We start from the raw sequence: 20562 nt of genomic DNA on the forward strand, positions 1-20562 counted from the left end.
AACATGAAACTAAAAACACTATTATTGTCTGCTTCGTTGATGATGGCTTGTACTGCACAAGCTCAAACCTGTACCAGTGGTGTTGGTGAAACAGCCCCCGAAACCAACTTCACTGATAACGAAGATGGCACGGTAACCGATAATACGACTGGTTTAATGTGGATGCGCTGCAGCCTGGGGCAAACCTGGGACCAGACCACTACCACCTGTACTGGTGATGCCACCGCCATGACCTGGCAGGAGGCGTTACAGGCAACCTACGGCTATGAGTATGCAGGTAACAATGACTGGCGTCTGCCAAATATTAAGCAACTGCTGAGTATCACTGAAAAATCCTGTGTGCGTCCTTCCATTAATGAAGATATTTTTCCGGAGACCACTTCGGACGATTACTGGACAAGCACCCCATCGTTAACCGATTACACTATGGCCTGGGTAGTGGCCTTTTTTAACAGCAGTAACTCGCTTAAAGAAAAGGATGCCTTTATCTACGTGCGGCCGGTCAGGGTTGCTGATTAAGAAAAAAGAAAAGGCCTGAAATCAGGCCTTTTTCGTTTTCTTACGAGAGCTTTTATTAAAGGGCTGATCACTGCTAAAACGGGTCAGCGCCTTGTTGGGTTTAGACCTGCCTTTGGCATGGGCTTTGTTGACCGACTTACGCTCATAATCTTTTTGCGCTCTGCCTTTTAGTTCACCTTTGCGCTCAGGCGGCACCAGGTGTTTCGGACCATTACCAATCAAATGAGCTTTACCCATTTTTTTCAGTGCTTCCCGTAACATAGGCCAGTTCGCTGGATCGTGATAGCGCAGGAAAGCCCGGTGCAAGCGGCGATGTCGTTCACCTTTGGCAATGCTGACATTCTCACTGTCACGCGTGATCTTGTGGATGGGGTTCTTCTCCGAGTGATACATAGTAGTGGCATTAGCCATTGGAGAAGGATAAAAGTTCTGCACCTGATCCAGTTTAAAGTTATTTTCTTTTAACCAGAGTGCCAGGTTCAGCATATCAATGTCCCTGGTGCCCGGATGTGCAGAGATAAAATAAGGGATCAGATATTGTTCTTTTCCGGCTTCTTTGGAGAATTTGTCAAACAGCTCCTTAAAGCGGTAATAGGTGCTCATGCCCGGTTTCATCATCTTACTTAACGGGCTTTCTTCTGTGTGCTCAGGAGCAATCTTTAAATAACCGCCCACGTGATGGGTAACTAACTCCCGCACGTAATTGGGATCTTCGATTGCCAGGTCATAACGCACACCAGAGGCAATCAGCACTTTTTTAACGCCTTTGACATCCCGTACCTTGCGATATAATTCCACAGTTGGCGTTTGGTCTGTGTCCATATGGCCGCAAATATCTGGCCAAACACACGACAAGCGGCGGCAGGTTTGTTCCGCTTTGGCACTTTTACAGCGCAGTTTATACATGTTGGCGGTGGGGCCACCTAAATCCGAAATTACCCCGGTAAAGCCGGGCACTTTGTCCCGGATCTGTTCTACTTCACGAACGATGGATTCTTCCGAGCGGCTCTGAATAATACGCCCTTCGTGCTCGGTAATGGAGCAGAAAGTACAGCCACCGAAACAGCCGCGCATGATATTAACCGAGGTTTTTATCATATCGTAGGCGGGGATCTTCTCTTTGCCATAGCTGGGGTGGGGGACACGGGCGTAGGGTAAATCAAACACGGCATCCATTTCTTCGGTTTCTAATGGATAAGCGGGCGGATTTATCCAGATACTTCTGTCACCATGTCGCTGCATCAAAGCGCGGGCGCAACCTGGGTTGGTTTCCTGGTGTAAAATTCGCGAGGTGTGGGCATAGTGGGTTTTCTCATCCCGCACCACTTCAAAAGCCGGCAATTTCACATAGGTTTTATCCCAGGGTTTGCGTCTTGTGGCTCTGGGATTGAAGGGTTGCACCGTGATGGGCTGAGCTGTATCCGTTTTGCTTTCAGCCTCTTTTTGGGTACTGCAATTTTCTTCCCATTCCTGATAAGGGCTGGGAATGGGGTCAATCTTGCCAATCTTATCGACACTGGTGGAATCCACTCCCAACCAGCCGGGCAGCGCTTGTTTGACAATAATGGCAGTGCCGCGCACGTCCTGCATTTCTTTAATGTCTTCGCCATTAGCAAGACGATGGGCTACTTCTAATAGTGGTCGCTCGGCATTACCAAACATCAGCATGTCGGCTTTGGAATCAAACAAAACTGAACGGCGCACTTTGTCAGACCAATAATCGTAGTGAGCAATACGACGTAAACTGGCTTCTATGCCACCGATGATAACTGGTTTTTTATAGGCCTCTTTACATCGCTGAGTATAAACAGTGACAGCCCGATCTGGGCGTTTGCCATGGACGTTGCCTGGCGTATAGGCGTCGTCATGGCGCAGTTTGCGATCGGCAGTGTAGTGATTGATCATGGAGTCCATGTTGCCAGCCGTTACCCCAAAAAATAGATTGGGTTCGCCCAGCGCCATAAAAGCCTTTTTGGAGGTCCAATCTGGCTGAGCAATAATACCGACCCGGAATCCCTGAGCTTCCAGGGTGCGGCCAATCACCGCCATGCCAAAACTGGGGTGATCCACATAGGCATCTCCTGTCACCAAAATGATATCGCAACTATCCCAACCCAACTGTTCCATTTCTTTGCGAGACATAGGTAAAAACGGCGCAGGATCAAAACATGCAGCCCAAAACTTTGGAAACGAAAACAGTCCCCGTTCAGCTTTCATTCGCTCAACGGGCTTTTTGACAACAGCCATACAAACTCACTTAATTAATAACTTTGTTAGTTTACCAAAATTTTCTCGCAGAATATCCAGCTTTATAGTTTATGCTGTACGGATTTTTTTAAGCTTGTGATTAATCACTCATTTTCAGGGAAGCTGCGCGTGAAAAAATTTGTCATTTTAATCCTGGTTTTAGTGGCTCTGCACTTCATCAGTCGATATAGCCTGGGGTTTTCAGTTTATCGGTTAGGCGACGCGATTGATGTTGCATCGAGTCTTGGGGCGAAACTGGCTTGCTCCGCGAAATATGTCTCCGGATTTGATGAACAGCAAATTGCAGATGATTTGGCGTCCTATTCGCCAGCCACTCGTTTGTTAGATATATATTATCAAGATGGGCAGCAACGAGTTACCGCCAATCTTTATGGCATGAGTGAGTATTCAGCCAGCTACAGGCCCGGATTGGGGTGTACTCTGGATGTTGGTAACACCGAACCGCTTAATAAGCTTGTCGCACCAGGCGTTACTCAAAAGACTCAAAGGGAGGAGATGATTTCTCTTGTGCCCGAATATCAACAGCTAAGCGAACAGATACTGGAATCCGATAATCAAAGCGGTTTGCAAACTCGTGCTCTAATAGTGGTTAAAGATGGGGGAGTTGTGGCTGAGGCTTATGCACCTGGTATCGATAGCCAAACACCGCTATTGGGCTGGTCTATGGCTAAAAGTGTGACCGCAATCATGTTGGGGCGCATGGCGAACATGGGCTTGCTGGACACAGAAGCGCCCACTGATTTTGCTTCCTGGCAGGGTGATGAACGCAAACAGATCACCCTGGAGCAACTGTTGCAAATGTCTTCCGGGCTAAAATTTGACGAAACTTATGCACCCGGCAGCGATTCCACTCGTATGTTGTTTACCGAACACAGTGCCTCAGACGTGGCACTAACGGCAGTGCCTGATAAGGTCCCCGGTACCTACTTTTCCTATTCTTCCGGAACCAGCAATATTTTAATGCGCTGGATGAGAGAGCAGCTTGGTAGTAATCAGGCGTTATTGAATTTTTTCTATCAGGAAATTGCACAGCCTCTGGGCCTCGCCAATACGGTTTTTGAAGTGGATCCATCCGGAGTGTTCGTAGGTAGTTCTTACTTGTTTGCCAGTGCCCGGGATTGGTCGCGCATGGGATTGTTAATGCTAAATCAGGGTTGGGCAAACGGTACCCGCTTATTATCAGAAAACTGGGTAACAGCGGCACAGACACCGGTTAGCACCGAAAACTATCAGCAATACGGTTACCATTTTTGGTTAAACCGTGGCGGTGACACCCTACGTTGGTCCGAGATCCCCGAGGATGCTTATATGATGATGGGCAACCGCAAACAGATTGTGATGATCATTCCTTCTGCAAATATGGTGATAGTGAGACTGGGCTGGACTTCGGGCAGCTATCCAACGGAAGAAAACTTTTCAAAGTTTGTCGGGCTTTAATTCCCCATGTTTTTCAATAATTAACTTGCAATTAAGCCCAAAATCCGTACAATTCGCGAGCCTTTTTTCCGGCATTTATCTGGCGTATGCCTTACATTTGTCTGTGGAAGGGTAAAGTTGACGTTAACGTTAGTAGCTTTTGCCTTGCGTTGATAAGGCAGAACTAATAACGATTTTGAGGCAATTATGGTAACTATTCGTTTACAACGTGGTGGCGCTAAAAAAGCCCCCTTTTATCAAGTAGTAGTGGCTGATAGCCGTATGAAGCGCGATGGTCGTTTCATCGAAAATATCGGTTTCTTCAACCCTACTGCACGTGGTCAGGAAGAAAGACTGCGCTTAGACCTGGACCGTGTTGAGCACTGGGTTGGTCAAGGCGCTGGTTTGTCAGACCGCGTATCTCGTTTGGTTAAAGACGCGCGTAAAGCGTCTGCTTAATCTGCGAATAAGTGTAGGGCGTTATGGCATCTGAAACAGTTACATTAGGCAAAGTTGGTGCACCTTACGGTGTGAAAGGTTGGTTTAAGGTAACTTCCTACACAGAAGAGTTAGACGGAATATTCGATTACTCACCCTGGTTGTTGTTACAGGGCGGAGAAGTAAAGGAATACACAGTGGAACACTGGAAGCACCATAACAAAAGTTTGGTGGCTAAATTGGTGGGTGTTGACGACAGAGACGCGGCGGAAGCTATTAAGAATCTGGAAATTAGCGTTGATCCTGCAGTGTTACCACAACTGGACGAAGACGAGTTTTATTGGCGTGAACTGATTGGCATGACCGTGGTGAATTCCAAAGGTTATGACTTTGGTAAAATTGAACAAATGTTCGAGACCGGCGCTAATGATGTGATGGTGGTGAAAGCCAACATTAAAGACGCATTCGGCCAAAAGCAACGCATGATCCCGTATCTCTATGAGCAAGTTGTTCTGGAAGTGGATCGTGAGGCAAGAAAAATCACAGTGGACTGGGACCCGGGTTTTTGATGAGTGAGCAACATTGGTTTGGATTCGTTACTTTGTTTCCAGACATGTTTGACACATTTCTAAATCAGGGCGTTATTGGAAGAGCTGTCAAAAAAGGGCTGATACACGCACAGTGTTTTAACCCCCGTGACTTTACGCATGATAAACATCGTACAGTTGATGACAGACCTTATGGTGGCGGTCCGGGTATGCTGATGATGGTTCAGCCATTAACAGATGCAATTAATGCTGCGCAAGCAGCGGCTGGAGGCGATGCCAGGGTAATTTACCTTTCGCCTCAGGGTAGTACATTAAATCAACCCAAAGTGAAGCAGTTAGTGCAGAGCAAAAAGTTGATTCTGGTAGCGGGTCGATACGAAGGTATTGACGAGCGTGTTATTCAGACCATGGTAGATGAAGAAATCTCGTTAGGTGACTTTGTCTTAAGCGGTGGTGAGATCCCGGCAATGGCCCTTGTGGACAGTGTCGCCAGACTCATTCCCGGGGTGCTAGGTCATGAGCTTTCGGCAGAATGTGATTCTTTTGAAGACGGTTTGCTGGATTGCCCTCACTACACCAGACCAGAAATCTTGAATGGCGAGCAGGTGCCGGCAGTATTACTCAGCGGTAATCATGAAAAGATAAGAACGTGGCGTCTGAAGCAGTCTCTTGGGAGAACATGGCAAAGACGTCCCGATATGTTTAAAAAACTGGCTCTGACTGAGGAGCAAGGCTCACTCCTTAAGGAGTACCAACAAGAAGTCTTGCAGCAAGATGACAGTTATTCCAGTAAGCGAGGAAAAGATGAGTAAAATCAGTCAAGATATCATCAAGCGCATCGAGCAAGAACAACTTAAATCTGATGTTCCTGAGTTCGGCCCGGGTGACACAGTTGTTGTTCAGGTACGCGTAAAAGAAGGTGATAAAGAGCGTCTTCAGGCTTATGAAGGTGTTGTAATTGCTAAGAGAAACCGTGGTTTACATTCTTCATTCACTGTTCGTAAGATCTCCAGCGGTGAAGGTGTTGAGCGTGTATTCCAAACTCACAGTAAGCAAGTTGATAGCATCGAAGTGAAACGCCGTGGTGCGGTTCGTCGTGCTAAGCTGTATTACTTACGTGGTCGTACTGGTAAAGCTGCTCGTATCAAAGAGAAGCTTAACTAAGCAAACTGTGAATTGGCAGAACCTAACATTTCTGCTTAAACAAATAATGTTATCGTCAACTTCGAAAAAGCCCGCAATTGCGGGCTTTTTTGTACCTGTTAATCGTATTTGCCGGGTTAAAAATATTTATTTACAACTTTTCCCTGAAATTGTTTAGTTTTCTTTCCACTTTTGGCATTCTAATGTTAATAAGGTGTTAATCATTTTAACCACTAAATGCAAGAGGGTTCATCGCATATCCCCGCGAGATACCCGAAGAACATGATAATAAACCTACCGACAATTCAATCTATTTGAACTTTCAGAGTTTAAAAATACACCTACCAATCTACTGGATAGATAGGTGCGGTAAGAATATATGCCCATGCAACTGTTTACATCTTCATTCTGTGTGATATAAGTTCCAGCGCAGTGTTTTAGCTGCCACATGAAACTGGTTGTCGAAAAATACACTCTTTTGCGACAGCGGTACAAAAATAACAAGGAAAAATCCATGACACACATGAAAAACGTCAAGCTTACATTGGCGGCGATTGCGGTTTCCTCTGCATTCTCTGCTACGAGCGTGCAAGCTCAGGAAAATGATAGTATTGAAAAAATCTCTGTTACCGGTTCCCACATCCGCCGTACCGATATGGAAGGTCCATCTCCGGTTGCCAGCATTGATGCTGCGCAAATTGCCAATACTGGTGTAACAGACTTAATTGGTTTATTCAGCAAGTTACCTATTTCTGGTCAGGGCACCTTCTCAACCCAAGGTAACAGTAGTGATGATACCGCCAACGGTGGTTCCAGTGTTTCATTGCGTGGTTTGGGCGCAGACTCCACTTTGATTCTGGTAAATGGTCGCCGCGTTTCCGTATCTCCGTTTGCTAAAGGTATTGATACAGCGTTCGTCGATATCAACAATATTCCGATTTCAGCCATTAAACGTGTCGATATTCTAAAAGACGGGGCGTCTGCAACCTATGGTTCTGATGCGATTGCCGGGGTAATCAACATTATCCTGAAAGATGACTTTGACGGCTTCGAAGTTTCTGCCAAGTACGGTGATACTGCCGACGGTGGTGGCGAAGAGCAAAACTTGAGCATTATCTATGGTACAGCCAGCGATAAAGCCAGCCATACCTTTATTCTCGATTATTTTGACCGTGAAGAGCTCATGTATTCGGATCGCAGTTACTCGCGCTCAGCAAATCAGTCTGCAATTAGTGGCGTTTCAGATGCGGTAGATTTTCGCAGCTCTGCAGGTATTCCAGGTACTATTGCATTGGCTTCTGATCCGACAGTTAGAATGCCTGATACCTTTGGTAATGACGTGTGTGCTCCAGAAGATATTATCGGTACACTATGTGGCTACGATTATGCGCCGCACATGACTTCTGTGCCGGATACCGAGCGTTTCAGCTTTAACTATATGGGTAAGTATGAGATTTCTGACACGGTAACCGCATTTGCCGAGCTTAATGGACAAAACTCAAAGTCCATCGTACGCGGTGCTGCCAGCCCAAGCTTTAATGAATTGTTCATGGCGGGTGATAACCCCAATCATCCGTTTGCTGACGATCCTTCCCATCCTTTTTATCAACAAGATTTAACCATGCGCCGTCGTACCGTGGATATCGGTAACCGTGAAAAACGCGTAGATACCGATTATTACCGTACGATTTTGGGCCTGGAAGGTGAATATGGTGACTGGACTTGGGAAGTTGCCTACAGCTACATCAAGAGTGAGTCTGTAGAGCGCGGTGTAGATGGTTTCCCTAACTCAATACGCATTCAGGATGCTATCGATTCCGGTCTGTGGAATCCGTTTGAGCCTTCTTCCAACTCTCAGGAAGCCCTGGATTATATTGAAACCAATACAACCCGTGTTGGTAAATCTACCAATAAGTCTATAGATGGTGTGATGTCAGGCCCAATTGCTCAGCTTTATGGCAATGATGTGATGCTGGCCGTGGGTGTTGAGTATCGCGAAGAGTCTATCTCTGATAATCCAGACGAGCAATTCTTACGTGGCGAAGTGTTTGGTACAGAAGCCACTCAGGCAAACGGTGATCGCGATAGCACCTCAGTGTTTGCTGAAGTTGCCTTACCATTCAGTGATAACTTCGAAGCACAGATTGCGGTGCGTCACGAAGATTATAGTGACTTCGGTACCACCACCGATCCAAAACTATCCTTTTTGTGGTCGCCTACAGAGCAGTTGTCGGTTCGTGGCTCATGGGGCACCGCTTTCCGCGCGCCTTCTTTGCATCAGTTAGGCTTGGGCCGCACAGATGAGTCTCCGAATCTGGTAGATACTATCCGTTGTAATGCTGTTGGTCTGGATTGTGATCCTAAAGAATATACCGCGGTATTTGAAGGTAACCCGGATCTGGGACCAGAAGAATCCACCAGTTATAACCTGGGTCTGATCTATGAAGTGACAGAAGATCTGAGCTTTTCACTGGATTACTACAACTACGATATCGAGAATATTATTGATTCAGATACGCAGTTTGTATTCTCTAACTTTGGCGATGATCCGAATGTTGTAACCCGACTACCTACCGCTGATCCGAACGATCCAGGTGAAGTGGTACAAATTTTTGATTCTTTCCAGAATATCGGTGATCTGGAAACCAGTGGTTTGGACCTGGATGTACAATACACCTTATCGTCATCTATGGGTGATTTCCGTTTTGGTTATGTCATGAACTACGTCTTAAACTACGAAGAACTGCGTCCGGATGCCGACGGCGGCAAGCGTGTTGCATTATCTGAAGGTGAGTTTGAGCAACCTGAAATTCGCTGGACCACCTCTATGGATTGGTCGAAAGACGATTGGTCTACTGCAGTAGCAATTAACTACATCGGTGAGTTTGATGGCGATAAAGATTCAGGCTTTGGTGATAAAACCGTTGATTCTATGACTACTGTTGATCTGACGGTTAACTATCTGGGTGTGGATAATGCGGTATTTACTCTGGGTAGCACCAACCTGTTCAATGAAGAACCTCCATTCAGTCACCATGACTTCTTTGGTTTTGTGAATACCATTCACAGCAGCCAGGGACGTTTCGTGTATCTGAAAGGCTCTTACAAGTTTTAATTAACTTAAAATAAGTAAACAAGTTAAGCCCTGACTATTGCAGTCGGGGCTTTTTTTGTTGAAGCAGGGCAGAATGTTAGCTACGCTTTTTAGCGACAACTTAAAAGATGGAAAAAATATGTCATTACAAGAAACTTTTGAGCAGGCCAGTGTTGCATCTAAGCAGTTACCCCAGCGCCCGAGCGACGAAGATATGCTGAAAATTTATTCCCTTTACAAACAAGCCACAGTAGGGGACGTCACCGGAGACAGGCCGGGAATTTTCGATTTTGTGGCAGGCGCCAAATACGACGCCTGGGCCGAACAAAAAGGCAAATCCTCTGAAGAGGCTATGCAGGAATATGTGGACCTGATCAACAAACTCAAAGGTTGAGTATTTTTAAATTGTCTCAGACAAGCGTTAAGAAGCTTGTCTGAGCAAGTCTCTTAGAATAGATATCAGGCTAGGTATTCTGCCAGATGCCCCAGTTCCTGTAACCAGCCCTGAATATTCATCTTTCTGTGCTGCTGTTGTTTAAACCCCGACTCAATCAGCACTAAATGGGTTTTGCCACTGACTGTCGGCTTTAAGGTCCATTCCACCAGGGTGGCGCCAGAGGCCTCGAAGGGCACATCCGGATCGTTCATCCACATGTAGGCAAAATAGTTTTCAGGATTAACTGACACTACTTTCATGGCGTATTTACCTTCACACATGGTTTTCCATTCAAAATAACCTTCTGCCCCTTCATTGAGTTCAAATACCGCATTGTCACCAAACCATTGTGCAATATGTTGTGGCTGTGTTATGGCCTGCCAGACTTTTTCTACTGGCTGAGCAAAGGTCATTTCGCGTTTAATAAAATCAATGTTACTCATGCTTTATCCTCTTTGTTCAAATGATGTTTGAGATTCTGTAGTTTTTCATCCCACTGTTTCGCGATGGGCTCCAGCCATTGCCAGGCATCGCTAAAGGCGTATTGCTTCAGAAAGTGACGTTTTTCTTTTCCCTGAAATTCAGCGGCGACTGCGCCAGTTTTTATCAGAGTATTCAGATGCTTGGTGATCGCCTGGCGCGAAATACCGCTGTTTTGCGTCAATTCCTTGATTGACAAGCCGTGCTTTGCGGCCTGATAACTGCTGAGTTGTTCAATAATTTTCCGACGAGTGGGGTCGGCCATAGCCTGAAAAATATCCATAACAATGACAGAAAATTTAGAATAATTGTTTTATATGCAACCAAAAGGTTGCATGTCAAGCTTGCTAAGCCCTATTTTTGCCATTTATTACGAGGTCAGGTTTTCACTCTTGGCTGGATTGTGCCAAAATCCACTGCGGACTTAATAATTAAAACAGGAAAAAATATGTCTGACTCTACCTGGGTTACACGAGCGCTGGATAAGGTCGAGCGCGTCGGTAATAAACTCCCGGATCCCGCCGTTATCTTTTTAATCAGTCTGATGATTGTATGGGCGTTATCAGCGCTGTTGTCTGGCGTGCAGTTTGATGCCATCGATCCCCGAACCGGTGAAGCTGTGGTGGTCAATAACCTGCTTACGGGGGCATCACTTGCCGATTTTCTGTCGCGGATGGTGACTATTTTTACTGGTTTCGCGCCTTTAGGTGTGGTGCTGGTAGCGATGCTCGGTGTCGGCGTTGCAGAACATTCAGGCTATATCAACGCTGGCCTGAAACGGATGTTGGACTCAACGCCAAAAATGTTGCTGACGCCTTCGGTCATACTTATAGCGATAGTCAGCCATACTGCCACTGATGCCGGTTATGTATTGGTAATTCCGCTGGCGGGCGTGATCTTTTACGCTATGGGCCGCCATCCTCTAGCTGGTATTGCTGCGGCCTTTGCCGGGGTTAGCGGTGGCTTTAGTGCAAACTTTATCCCTTCAGCCATTGATCCTTTGTTACAGAGCTTTACCCAAAGTGCGGCACATATCATTGATCCCAGTGTTCAGGTTAACCCGCTAAACAATTGGTTTTTTAACTCGGCAAGTAGCTTGTTAATTATCGGTATCGGTTGGTACCTGACTGATAAAGTGATTGAACCTCGTCTGAAAAACACACCGGTTGATGGCGATCCCAATGACATCCCTAAATTTGAAGACTTAAACCCAAGACAGGGTAAAGCCCTTAGAATCGCCACTATTACTATGTTGGCTGGAGTTGGCTTATTAGTGGCTATTTTGTGGCCAGAAGATTCACCTATGCGTGCCCCAGATGGACAGCTAACCTCATTCGCAGCACCAGTTATGCGCTCCATTGTGCCTCTTATATTCTTATTGTTTGTCATCCCAGGTGTTGTTTATGGCTATCTGGCGGGCACTTTTAAAACCACCAAAGATGTGATTGGTGCCATGTCTAAAGCCATGGGCAGCATGTCTTATTATGTGGTTATGGCGTTCTTCTGTGCTTTGTTCATTGATGCCTTTGGCAAATCCAATTTAGGCGCCTTGCTGGCAATAGAAGGAGCTCAATTCTTAAAAGCGATGAACTTGCCGAGTATGGTGACTATTGTTGGGTTGATATTCCTGACTGCGTTTGTGAATTTATTCGTTGGTTCGTCATCAGCAAAATGGGCTTTATTAGGACCAATTTTTGTACCTATGCTGATGCAACTGAATATCTCTCCGGATTTAACACAAGCGGCTTATCGACTGGGTGATTCCTCCTCAAATATCATTACCCCGTTAATGCCTTACTTCCCTCTGGTGGTGGTTTATTGCCAGCGCTACGTTAAAGGAACCGGAATAGGTACGCTGTTGTCATTGATGTTACCGTTTTCAGTGACTATTATCTGTATCTGGACGGTGTTTTTGTTAGTTTATTGGGGACTGGGTTTCCCATTAGGTTTGCAATCCAGCTACATCTATCCTGCACCTTAATCGGTTGAACCAAAGGTGGAGGGAATCACCTTAGTGAATTAACCGGAGCATTATGCTAAAACGCATTCTTTTACAAAGCTTATTTTGGTGGGCTGTGTTTCTCGCTCCGGTTGGTGCTACTTCGCAAGATGACGGTGAACCGCTTGATGAGCTGATGGAATTGTCATTCGATGAATTGTTTGACCTTGAAATCAGTATCGCCAGTATCGAGCCTCGCAATATTAATGACGCGCCTTCCACCGTCAGTGTTTTTACCCGCAATCAAATCGCCAATCTCGGCTTTCAGAATGTTTACCAAATACTGAATCTGGTGCCGGGCTTTCAGGTTACACGTGGTGACTGGGTTGGCGCGGTGCCAAAAGAGCATGCCAGGGGCGTGTATCTGGATAATGGTTACGTATTGTTCTTGCTGGATGGACAAAGAGTTAATGAGCTTTCTTTTGGTAAGGCCTCTGTCTATTTGCCTTTTATGGCATTGGATCTGGTAGAGCGAATTGAGGTTATTCGTGGACCAGGTTCGGCTATTTATGGCAGCAATGCTTTTATGGGAGTAGTGAATGTTATTACTCGCCAAAAAGACAATTGGGTTCATGCCGCAGTTGGTCAGGACAACGCCACAAAATTCAACGCTGGCGCGAACTGGCAGTACAATGATATTTCTCTGAGCTTACTGGCAGATATTCGACAGCGAGACGGTAATGATTATGCTGTTCTTTCAGATTCTTTGTATCAGGATCCATCCGACCATCAGTTTCTCAGTGCGGCACTGCATTATAAATCCTTTCTGGCGCGGGTAAGGTGGAATCGTTCAGAGCTGGAAGACTTTATTAATCTGGGTGGTGTGCACCCGGATAACTTTCACTATTCTGAAAATATCGCCTGGTCAATGTCCTACCAGCATAGTTTGAATGAGCAAACGCAATTCACCTTAAAAGCGCAATATACCGAGCATGAAATTGAGTCAGCCGGTAAAGTACTGGATGCTGATGCGGTTGATTTCATTGAACAAGACTTTTTAACCGGGCCATTCTGGATAACCGACGATCTGGAACTCTCTCTGGATCTGACTCACGTTTTTTCTGATGAATCTCTATTGAATGTTGGCTTGGTGTCCCGTCGTGCGAGGCAAACTCAGGCGGGCACAGTGACTAACTATCTGGATTTTGATAGCAATGAGTTAACCTTAGCGCCTGAGTTTTTCTTGGGTGTACCTCAGTCGTTTGCTACCCAGGGAGTTAATGCGGTATCACCGCTTATTTCCAAACAGAATACCCGGAGCTGGTATGTTCAATACAGTCGCCAACTCAGCGATAGCATTGATTTTTATATCGGTGGTCGTTATGACGATGTAGCTGATATAGACGCCAAGTACTCTCCCAGAGTTGCCTTTAAATATCAGCTGGATAATAAAAACAGCGTTAAATTGCAATACGGTGAAGCTTTCAGAACACCAGTAACCAATGAACTTTATTCTGAGGATTTGGTGACTATCGGCAATCCGGATCTCAAACCGGAAGAAATCAAGACATTGGAATTATTGTGGCAGCGTCAATCAGAGCGAAACCGAACGGAATTAGTGCTGTTTAACAATGATCTCGATGCCTTTGTTAATAAAGTGGAATTGAACACCACGCTGGGGCAATCTACTTTTCAGAATGTCATTAAAAAATCGATCTCCGGCGCGGAACTGGCTCATAAATCCAAATTTTCCGATTCGCTGGAGTGGTATTTCAATTTTACCAGTCTTTTTGATCAACCTATAAACCCAGGTTATCGCCGTTTCGCCAGTGGTGGTGTGGTATGGCAGCAGGGGCAAACACGAATAAGCTCTGAACTGATTTGGCGCGAAGCTATAGACGTCGACAATGAATTTCAGCATGGCAGTTATAGCTTATGGAATCTTAAGTATCATTATCAGATCACCCCTAATTGGTCTGCTTTATTTACCGCCAGCAATCTGTTTGATAAAGCCTATTGGGTTTATGAACCCCGCCTGGCGAATAATGCTATGCCAGGTTATGGACGGGAGTCCTGGTTGGGAGTGACCTATGCGTTTTGAACAGGAGTTACTGTTTGATGCGCTCTCTCTGATTTTATCTGACGGCAAACCTCTCAAAGAATTTGAGCTACTGCAAAAATTACAGAATCCACCCTGGGAACTATTTGAGCGCAATGCACTAAGCTCTGAGCTGCGATTATTCCAGACCCATTTTGCTTTGTTTCACTGCCTTTATCAGTTGCAAGAGCTGTGGTTAGCTGAAGGAAAAGGCTATCTTAAAATTACTGCATTGCATATTCAGTTGATACCAGGTGACGGCAATGGGCTGATAGATGAAGCTGAGCATAAGATAAAAGCCTATTACAATGACTGGAGACACTTTTCACGTACCACAGAGCAGGATGTCGAAGCTCTGCTGAATAGCTTCTGGAGTTCTTTTGGTAACAGTAAACAGTGGCTCATCCCGGAAAATGATGAAGTAGCAAAAGCTTTTGGCTTTTTTACCCTACCTGAAGATGCAAACTGGTCTGTGGTAAAGCGCTGCTACCTGAAGTTTCAGTTGGACAATCACCCCGACAGAGGGGGAGATAGTGCGCTTTGTCAGCAAGGGGCGGTATATTTCGATATCTTAAAACGCTTCTATAAATCTGCTGCGTAATGGGCTTTAGTGGTCAATTTTAAAGATTAAATCGAATTCTTGCATTTTTTACTTGTCCTTTAGATATTCAAATGTTAAAAAGTCAATATATAGTGCCAAATAATTAAATCTTGTCTGTAACGAATTAATTACAATATGTCTTCAGTAAACGCACACAATCAATTTCTGCTCAATAACCGCCTCGGTTATTACCGCACCTATTTCTTTTATTATTGCTAATACCCAATTAGCTCCTCCTACTTTTTTACTCTTTTTACACATTAACAATCAGGTACAAACATGCATAAGGATTCTATCGATAACGTCCACGTCTCAGCCGAAGATGTGCTTGTTACTCCGGAACAATTACAACAGCAAATGCCAGTCAGTGAGCGGGCATTAGCTAAAATTGGTGAAGCGCGCCAGATCATTAGCGACATCATTCACCGCAAAGATCATCGCCTCTTGGTGATTTGTGGCCCTTGCTCCATTCACGATGTTGAAGCGGCCAAAGAGTATGCGCTGAAACTTAAGCGAGTGCAGGAATCCTGCATGGACAGCTTGTATGTGGTAATGCGAGTGTATTTTGAGAAACCGCGCACCACTGTAGGCTGGAAAGGTCTGATCAACGATCCGCACATCGACGATAGTTTTGATATTGATACCGGCTTGCGTAAAGCAAGGGAACTATTGATTTGGTTAGCCGAGCACGAAATTCCGGTGGCCACCGAAGCTCTGGATCCAATCAGTCCTCAGTACCTGGCGGAACTCTTTAGTTGGGTGGCGATTGGTGCCCGTACTTCTGAATCTCAGACTCACCGCGAAATGGCCAGTGGTTTATCTATGCCGGTGGGTTTTAAAAATGGTACCGATGGCAGTCTGGACATTGCTATCAACGCACTGCGCTCAGCGGCTTCACCTCACAGCTTCATGGGTATTAACAAACAAGGACAAGTGGCTATGATCCGCACTCAGGGCAATCCGGATGGTCATGTCATTCTGCGCGGTGGCAAACAGCCCAATTATGATTCTGTGTGTGTCGCTGATTGTGAAGAGCAGTTATTAAAAGCCGGACTAACGGCAGGCCTGGTAGTAGATTGTAGCCATGCCAATTCAGGTAAAGACTACCGTCGTCAGCCGCCGGTGGCGCAAAACGTGGCTAATCAGATTCTGGAAGGTAATGAATCCATTATAGGCATCATGTTGGAAAGTCATTTGAAAGCCGGAAATCAAAGCAGTTCAGGTAAACGTAAAGAGGAATTGGAATATGGTTTATCGATTACTGACGGCTGCATTGACTGGGAAAGCACCGAAAAATTACTCAGAGATATCCGTGATAAGCTGATTACTGTGCTACCGTTACGCTTAAACAAAATGAGTAAAGCCAGCTAGGAACCTAAGCATGACACGCGATGCGGATAAAATTGATAGTTCAGGACAGGAGTCGCCTTTGGACTTGGGCGAATTGCGGCAAAAGATTGATGCACTAGACAGTGAATTGGTGCAAATACTGGCGAAACGCTCTGCATTGACTCGTCAGGTGGGTGAATTTAAAAGTAAAACTGGATTGCCCATCTATGTGCCAAGTCGCGAAGCGCAATTGCTGGAATCCAGAAAAGCGCAGGCAAAAGAAGTGGGCCTATCCGAAAGCCTGATAGAAGATGTGTTGCGCCGTGTCATGCGCGAGTCTTATCAGACTCAGAACAAGCAATATCTGTGTGCCTGTCCGGAGCTGCAAAATATCGTCATCATCGGTGGGCGAGGGGCGCTGGGCTCTAAGTTTGTGACTATGTTCGAACGCAGCGGCTATCAGGTTGATGTGATTGACAAAGACGGCTGGGATAAAGCGGAAAGCCTGTTCGCCACCGCGGGACTGGTTATTGTGGCAGTTCCTATACGCAAAACGGAAGAGGTGATCCGTTCTTTAAATAAGCTTCCCGATGATTGTATTTTGGCAGATATCACCAGTGTTAAAAGCGGACCGGTAAAAGCCATGCTGGAAACCCACTCTGGCCCAGTTGTGGGCTTACACCCAATGTTTGGCCCGGATGTACCTGGTCTGGTCAAACAGGTTGTCGTGGTGTCTCATGGAAGAAACCCAGAACAATACGAGTGGTTGTTGGAGCAGTTCCGCATCTGGGGAGCCGCACTGATCGAAAGTGAGCCGCAAAAACACGATGAAGCCATGGCATTTATTCAGGTCATGCGCCACTTCAGCAGTTTCGTTTATGGTGCTCACCTGGCTGCAGAAAATCCCTGTCTGACCGAGTTATTAAAACTCAGTTCACCAATTTATCGTCTGGAACTGGCCATGGTAGGCAGGTTATTCGCTCAGGATTCTGTGCTGTATGGCGACATAATTTTCAGTAGCGACACCGGCAAGGCACTGTTAAAACGCTTTCACGGACGCTTTGATGAAGCCATGGCTTTATTGGAATCCGGTGATAAACAACAATTCGTCAATCAGTTTAATGAGATTGCAGAATGGTTCGGTGATTACGCCAGCCAATGCCTCGCCGACAGTAAAAAATTGCTGTTAAAGGCCGATGATGATCGCACCTTGGAAACGGGCGTTTAGCACGTTAACACCATTGCTTCTGGTAATCTGAAAACCGCCTGAATGGCGGTTTTTTGTTGGGGTTGTGCGCGGTATTATCCATATGAATGGTCGGATCTACGATCCAACCTTAGGTAGGTTCTTGCAGGCTGATCCGTTTATTCAGGCACCGTCTAATTCGCAGTTGAACTTTAAACATGGACATCCACTTTAAATTTAGAGTAGACACCATCTTTTGAAACCAAGCTTGCTCCGGCGGGTTGCATTCAAGGGCAAATAATTGAGTGATGGGACTGGCTTTAACTTTTTGTTTTCAACAGTTGAAGGTGAAGCGAGACAATTGCCTAGAGTTTGTTGGCGTGTAAAGAATAATACACCCAACGTAAGGTTGAGTTATTAAATTCTCAATAGGGTAAGATGGCTGTCCATGTAAGTTGTCCATGTGAGTTGTCCATGTGAGTTGTCCATGTGAGTTTGCCAAACAATGTTGCTGCATTTGTTAATAGATTCGCTCAAGCTTGTTTTTACAAAAAACAAAAAGAAACAAAAAGGACATCCACCCTAAAAAACAAAAAGGACATCCACCTTAATATTGGCGTAATCCAGTATTCGTGATTTTGTTTGATGTTTACTGCGTGTTTCCCTGAGCAGCTAGAATATAGATTTCTGAGCCAGATTTTGTCCCAGAACAAGGGAATTTAGAACGATGGAAGTGCAAAAGAGTCGGGAGCAGGCACAAAAGAACCTTACCTGGTGGTAATGCTACTAAAAAATGATTTCAGGGAGGGGATTGTCAGCCAAATAATCGAATGGCGGCGTTTTTATCCCTGAGTCGTTTTAGCTTGTGTCGATGTCGATAGGCTTCAAGATAAGATTCACCGCCAGCGGCGTGATGAAAGCAGACTTCAAATTGAGTGGTGAGTTCCTGCCATTGTTCAGGTTTGAGGTTGAGGCGTTCCAATATTGCGGGTGTTGATTCTTCAATGGAGCCGCGTTTATTGGGTAAGATAGCTCTGCCCGTGATATCAACCAGCTCCAGGTAATCGGATAAGTGAAAGGGCAAGCCATGAGGCATGTCCTCTTTGATATTGCCAGCAAAAGGTGTCAGATATTTAGGTGTTTTTCCTGCTTTGGCGGCATTGATGCGATATTGAATGCTGGTGTGGTCGGATTCTTCTGGTGTTTCAGCCATTTTGGCTCTGATGGGGTTTAAATCTACATAGGCCATGCAGGCTGCAAGCGCGGCTTCATCTAAAAGTGCCTGGGACTTAAATCGACCTTCCCAGAAACGACCTGTGCACTTATCCTCCTTATTGGCTTCTCTTGCTATGTATTCATTCAGGTAGCGCATAAACCAGCTGATATCCGTCAGCCGCTGCCGCCATATATCTGCGGTTTCTTCAACGGTGAACAGCTGAGATTCATGCATTTGCATTCGTTGTTCCGGATTCAAATACTGGTGACTCAGTAACGTACCGTGACTAAACTAAACAGGACATCCACCTTAATATTGGCGTAATCCAGTATTCGTGATTTTGTTTGATGTTTACTGCGTGTTTCCCTGAGCAGCTAGAATATAGATTTCTGAGCCAGATTTTGTCCCAGAACAAGGGAATTTAGAACGATGGAAGTGCAAAAGAGTCGGGAGCAGGCACAAAAGAACCTTACCTGGTGGTAATGCTACTAAAAAATGGATTTTCGGAAAGGGGATTGTCAGCCAAATAATCGAATGGCGGCGTTTTTATCCCTGAGTCGTTTTAGCTTGTGTCGATGTCGATAGGCTTCAAGATAAGATTCACCGCCAGCGGCGTGATGAAAGCAGACTTCAAATTGAGTGGTGAGTTCCTGCCATTGTTCAGGTTTGAGGTTGAGGCGTTCCAATATTGCGGGTGTTGATTCTTCTATGGAGCCGCGTTTATTGGGTAAGATAGCTCTGCCCGTGATATCAACCAGCTCCAGGTAATCGGATAAGTGAAAGGGCAAGCCATGAGGCATGTCCTCTTTGATATTGCCAGCAAAAGGTGTCAGATATTTAGGTGTTTTTCCTGCTTTGGAGGCATTGATGCGATATTGAATGCTGGTGTGGTCGGATTCTTCTGGTGTTTCAGCCATTTTGGCTCTGATGGGGTTTAAATCTACATAGGCCATGCATGCTGCAAGCGCGGCTTCATTTAAAAGTGCCTGGGACTTAAATCGACCTTCCCAGAAACGACCTGTGCACTTATCCTCCTTATTGGCTTCTCTTGCTATGTATTCATTCAGGTAGCGCATAAACCAGCTGATATCCGTCAGCCGCTGCCGCCATATATCTGCGGTTTCTTCAACGGTGAACAGCTGAGATTCATGCATTTGCATTCGTTGTTCCGGATTCAAATACTGGTGACTCAGTAACGTACCGTGACTAAGCCTGTGCCAGCGGCGAATCACTTCTTCGGTATCCCAACCGTCAGATAAATCTTTATGAATATGCAATACCAGGTGAGTGTGGTTGCTCATCACTGCATAAGCACAGACATCGATAGCAAAAATCTGAGAAAGAAAGTGAATACGGTCTTCAACCCACTGGCGACGGTGTTCATAGCTAACACCGGTTTGTTTGTCTTTCCCGCATAAATAAGCTCTGCGCACACAGCGAGAAACGCAGTGATAATAGGGCGTATCTTCAAGGCTGATTTGTGCCTTCCTGGCTTTTGGCATGTTTACTCTTCCTGAGTCTGTTGAATGAAGCTTATATTTTGCACAAATTTATGAGATTGAAAACAGTTACGAAGTACAGTTGTGATGGCTGTCCATGATATTTCCGTCCATGATATTTCCATCTTAACGGCGATGGCGCATCGTCTGGCGCGACTGATCTGGGTATTACTCACCCGGCAGGAGAACGTTATTGTGAGATTAAAGCGCAAAAGGTGGCCTGATATGAGAGTCGTTACGTTATCCCGTTCAGATTCAATTCCGTCCTGGACAAAGGTGTCAAACCTGTGTGGCTGTAGTGGAAGGTCTGATACGGGATAACACCTGAGTAACCCGTCCTGTTTAGTCAACG

At 45.6% G+C, this 20562-nt stretch carries 18 protein-coding genes; 13 read left to right on the forward strand and 5 right to left on the reverse strand.

All coding sequences use genetic code 11. The annotated features are described in order from the left end of the window. Nucleotides 1-3 precede the first annotated feature (3 nt). The gene (locus ACXAD8_RS01445; protein ID WP_475224198.1) at nucleotides 4-519 is read left to right on the forward strand and encodes an Lcl C-terminal domain-containing protein; all 516 of its coding nucleotides are present in this window, start codon (nucleotides 4-6) and stop codon (nucleotides 517-519) included. Between the two features lie 21 nt (nucleotides 520-540). Here ACXAD8_RS01445 and ACXAD8_RS01450 read toward each other — a convergent pair whose 3' ends face one another. Further along, nucleotides 541-2766 carry a YgiQ family radical SAM protein gene (locus ACXAD8_RS01450; RefSeq protein WP_475224199.1) on the reverse strand — a complete coding sequence of 742 codons (2226 nt, stop codon included), beginning with the start codon at nucleotides 2764-2766 and terminating at the stop codon, nucleotides 541-543. A 129-nt stretch (nucleotides 2767-2895) separates the two neighbouring features. Between ACXAD8_RS01450 and ACXAD8_RS01455 the strand changes: the two genes are divergently transcribed. The 7 genes from ACXAD8_RS01455 (at nucleotide 2896) to ACXAD8_RS01485 (ending at nucleotide 9820) form a co-directional block, all read left to right on the forward strand. After that, nucleotides 2896-4224: a serine hydrolase domain-containing protein gene (locus ACXAD8_RS01455; RefSeq protein ID WP_475224200.1), complete on the forward strand. Its 1329-nt coding sequence runs from the start codon at nucleotides 2896-2898 to the stop codon at nucleotides 4222-4224. A 186-nt stretch (nucleotides 4225-4410) separates the two neighbouring features. After that, nucleotides 4411-4662, forward strand: a complete 252-nt coding sequence (gene rpsP, locus ACXAD8_RS01460; RefSeq protein ID WP_229527732.1) for a 30S ribosomal protein S16 — start codon at nucleotides 4411-4413, stop codon at nucleotides 4660-4662. Nucleotides 4663-4685: 23 nt separating this feature from the next. Continuing rightward, nucleotides 4686-5210: a ribosome maturation factor RimM gene (rimM, locus tag ACXAD8_RS01465; RefSeq protein ID WP_475224202.1), complete on the forward strand. Its 525-nt coding sequence runs from the start codon at nucleotides 4686-4688 to the stop codon at nucleotides 5208-5210. After that, entirely contained in the window at nucleotides 5210-6001 is a 792-nt protein-coding gene (gene trmD, locus ACXAD8_RS01470) for a tRNA (guanosine(37)-N1)-methyltransferase TrmD (RefSeq protein ID WP_475224203.1), read from the forward strand. The genes rimM and trmD overlap by 1 nt, the downstream gene beginning before the upstream one ends. Beyond that, on the forward strand, nucleotides 5994-6353 hold the full coding sequence (gene rplS / locus ACXAD8_RS01475; protein WP_475224205.1) for a 50S ribosomal protein L19: 360 nt from the start codon (nucleotides 5994-5996) through the stop codon (nucleotides 6351-6353). The genes trmD and rplS overlap by 8 nt, the downstream gene beginning before the upstream one ends. A 493-nt stretch (nucleotides 6354-6846) precedes the next feature. Next, on the forward strand, nucleotides 6847-9447 hold the full coding sequence (locus ACXAD8_RS01480) for a TonB-dependent receptor plug domain-containing protein (protein WP_475224206.1): 2601 nt from the start codon (nucleotides 6847-6849) through the stop codon (nucleotides 9445-9447). 118 nt (nucleotides 9448-9565) lie between these two features. After that, nucleotides 9566-9820, forward strand: coding sequence for an acyl-CoA-binding protein (locus ACXAD8_RS01485; RefSeq protein ID WP_475224208.1), 255 nt, complete (start codon nucleotides 9566-9568; stop codon nucleotides 9818-9820). Between the two features lie 65 nt (nucleotides 9821-9885). On the opposite strand, the gene ACXAD8_RS01490 is transcribed toward ACXAD8_RS01485, so the two are convergent. Then, the gene (locus tag ACXAD8_RS01490; RefSeq protein ID WP_475224209.1) at nucleotides 9886-10305 is read right to left on the reverse strand and encodes an SRPBCC domain-containing protein; all 420 of its coding nucleotides are present in this window, start codon (nucleotides 10303-10305) and stop codon (nucleotides 9886-9888) included. Then, nucleotides 10302-10625 carry an ArsR/SmtB family transcription factor gene (locus ACXAD8_RS01495; RefSeq protein ID WP_475224210.1) on the reverse strand — a complete coding sequence of 108 codons (324 nt, stop codon included), beginning with the start codon at nucleotides 10623-10625 and terminating at the stop codon, nucleotides 10302-10304. Before ACXAD8_RS01495 ends, ACXAD8_RS01490 begins: the two co-directional genes overlap by 4 nt. A 165-nt stretch (nucleotides 10626-10790) precedes the next feature. Between ACXAD8_RS01495 and ACXAD8_RS01500 the strand changes: the two genes are divergently transcribed. The 5 genes from ACXAD8_RS01500 (at nucleotide 10791) to tyrA (ending at nucleotide 17537) form a co-directional block, all read left to right on the forward strand. Next, on the forward strand, nucleotides 10791-12323 hold the full coding sequence (locus ACXAD8_RS01500) for an AbgT family transporter (RefSeq protein ID WP_475224211.1): 1533 nt from the start codon (nucleotides 10791-10793) through the stop codon (nucleotides 12321-12323). A gap of 52 nt (nucleotides 12324-12375) precedes the next feature. Then, on the forward strand, nucleotides 12376-14382 hold the full coding sequence (locus tag ACXAD8_RS01505) for a TonB-dependent receptor plug domain-containing protein (protein ID WP_475224213.1): 2007 nt from the start codon (nucleotides 12376-12378) through the stop codon (nucleotides 14380-14382). Next, nucleotides 14372-14980, forward strand: a complete 609-nt coding sequence (locus ACXAD8_RS01510) for a DNA-J related domain-containing protein (protein WP_475224215.1) — start codon at nucleotides 14372-14374, stop codon at nucleotides 14978-14980. The genes ACXAD8_RS01505 and ACXAD8_RS01510 overlap by 11 nt, the downstream gene beginning before the upstream one ends. A 279-nt stretch (nucleotides 14981-15259) precedes the next feature. Further along, on the forward strand, nucleotides 15260-16351 hold the full coding sequence (locus ACXAD8_RS01515; protein WP_475224217.1) for a 3-deoxy-7-phosphoheptulonate synthase: 1092 nt from the start codon (nucleotides 15260-15262) through the stop codon (nucleotides 16349-16351). Nucleotides 16352-16361: 10 nt separating this feature from the next. After that, a complete protein-coding gene (tyrA, locus tag ACXAD8_RS01520) occupies nucleotides 16362-17537 on the forward strand; it encodes a bifunctional chorismate mutase/prephenate dehydrogenase (RefSeq protein WP_475224218.1) in 1176 nt (391 codons plus the stop codon). A gap of 772 nt (nucleotides 17538-18309) precedes the next feature. Here tyrA and ACXAD8_RS01525 read toward each other — a convergent pair. Both ACXAD8_RS01525 and ACXAD8_RS01530 read right to left on the reverse strand, forming a co-directional pair. Next, nucleotides 18310-18951, reverse strand: coding sequence for a transposase (locus tag ACXAD8_RS01525; RefSeq protein ID WP_475224219.1), 642 nt, complete (start codon nucleotides 18949-18951; stop codon nucleotides 18310-18312). Between the two features lie 278 nt (nucleotides 18952-19229). After that, a complete protein-coding gene (locus tag ACXAD8_RS01530; RefSeq protein ID WP_475224220.1) occupies nucleotides 19230-20213 on the reverse strand; it encodes a transposase in 984 nt (327 codons plus the stop codon). Between the last annotated feature and the right edge of the window lie 349 nt (nucleotides 20214-20562).

The organism is Planctobacterium sp. AWH2_060 (assembly GCF_056158425.1).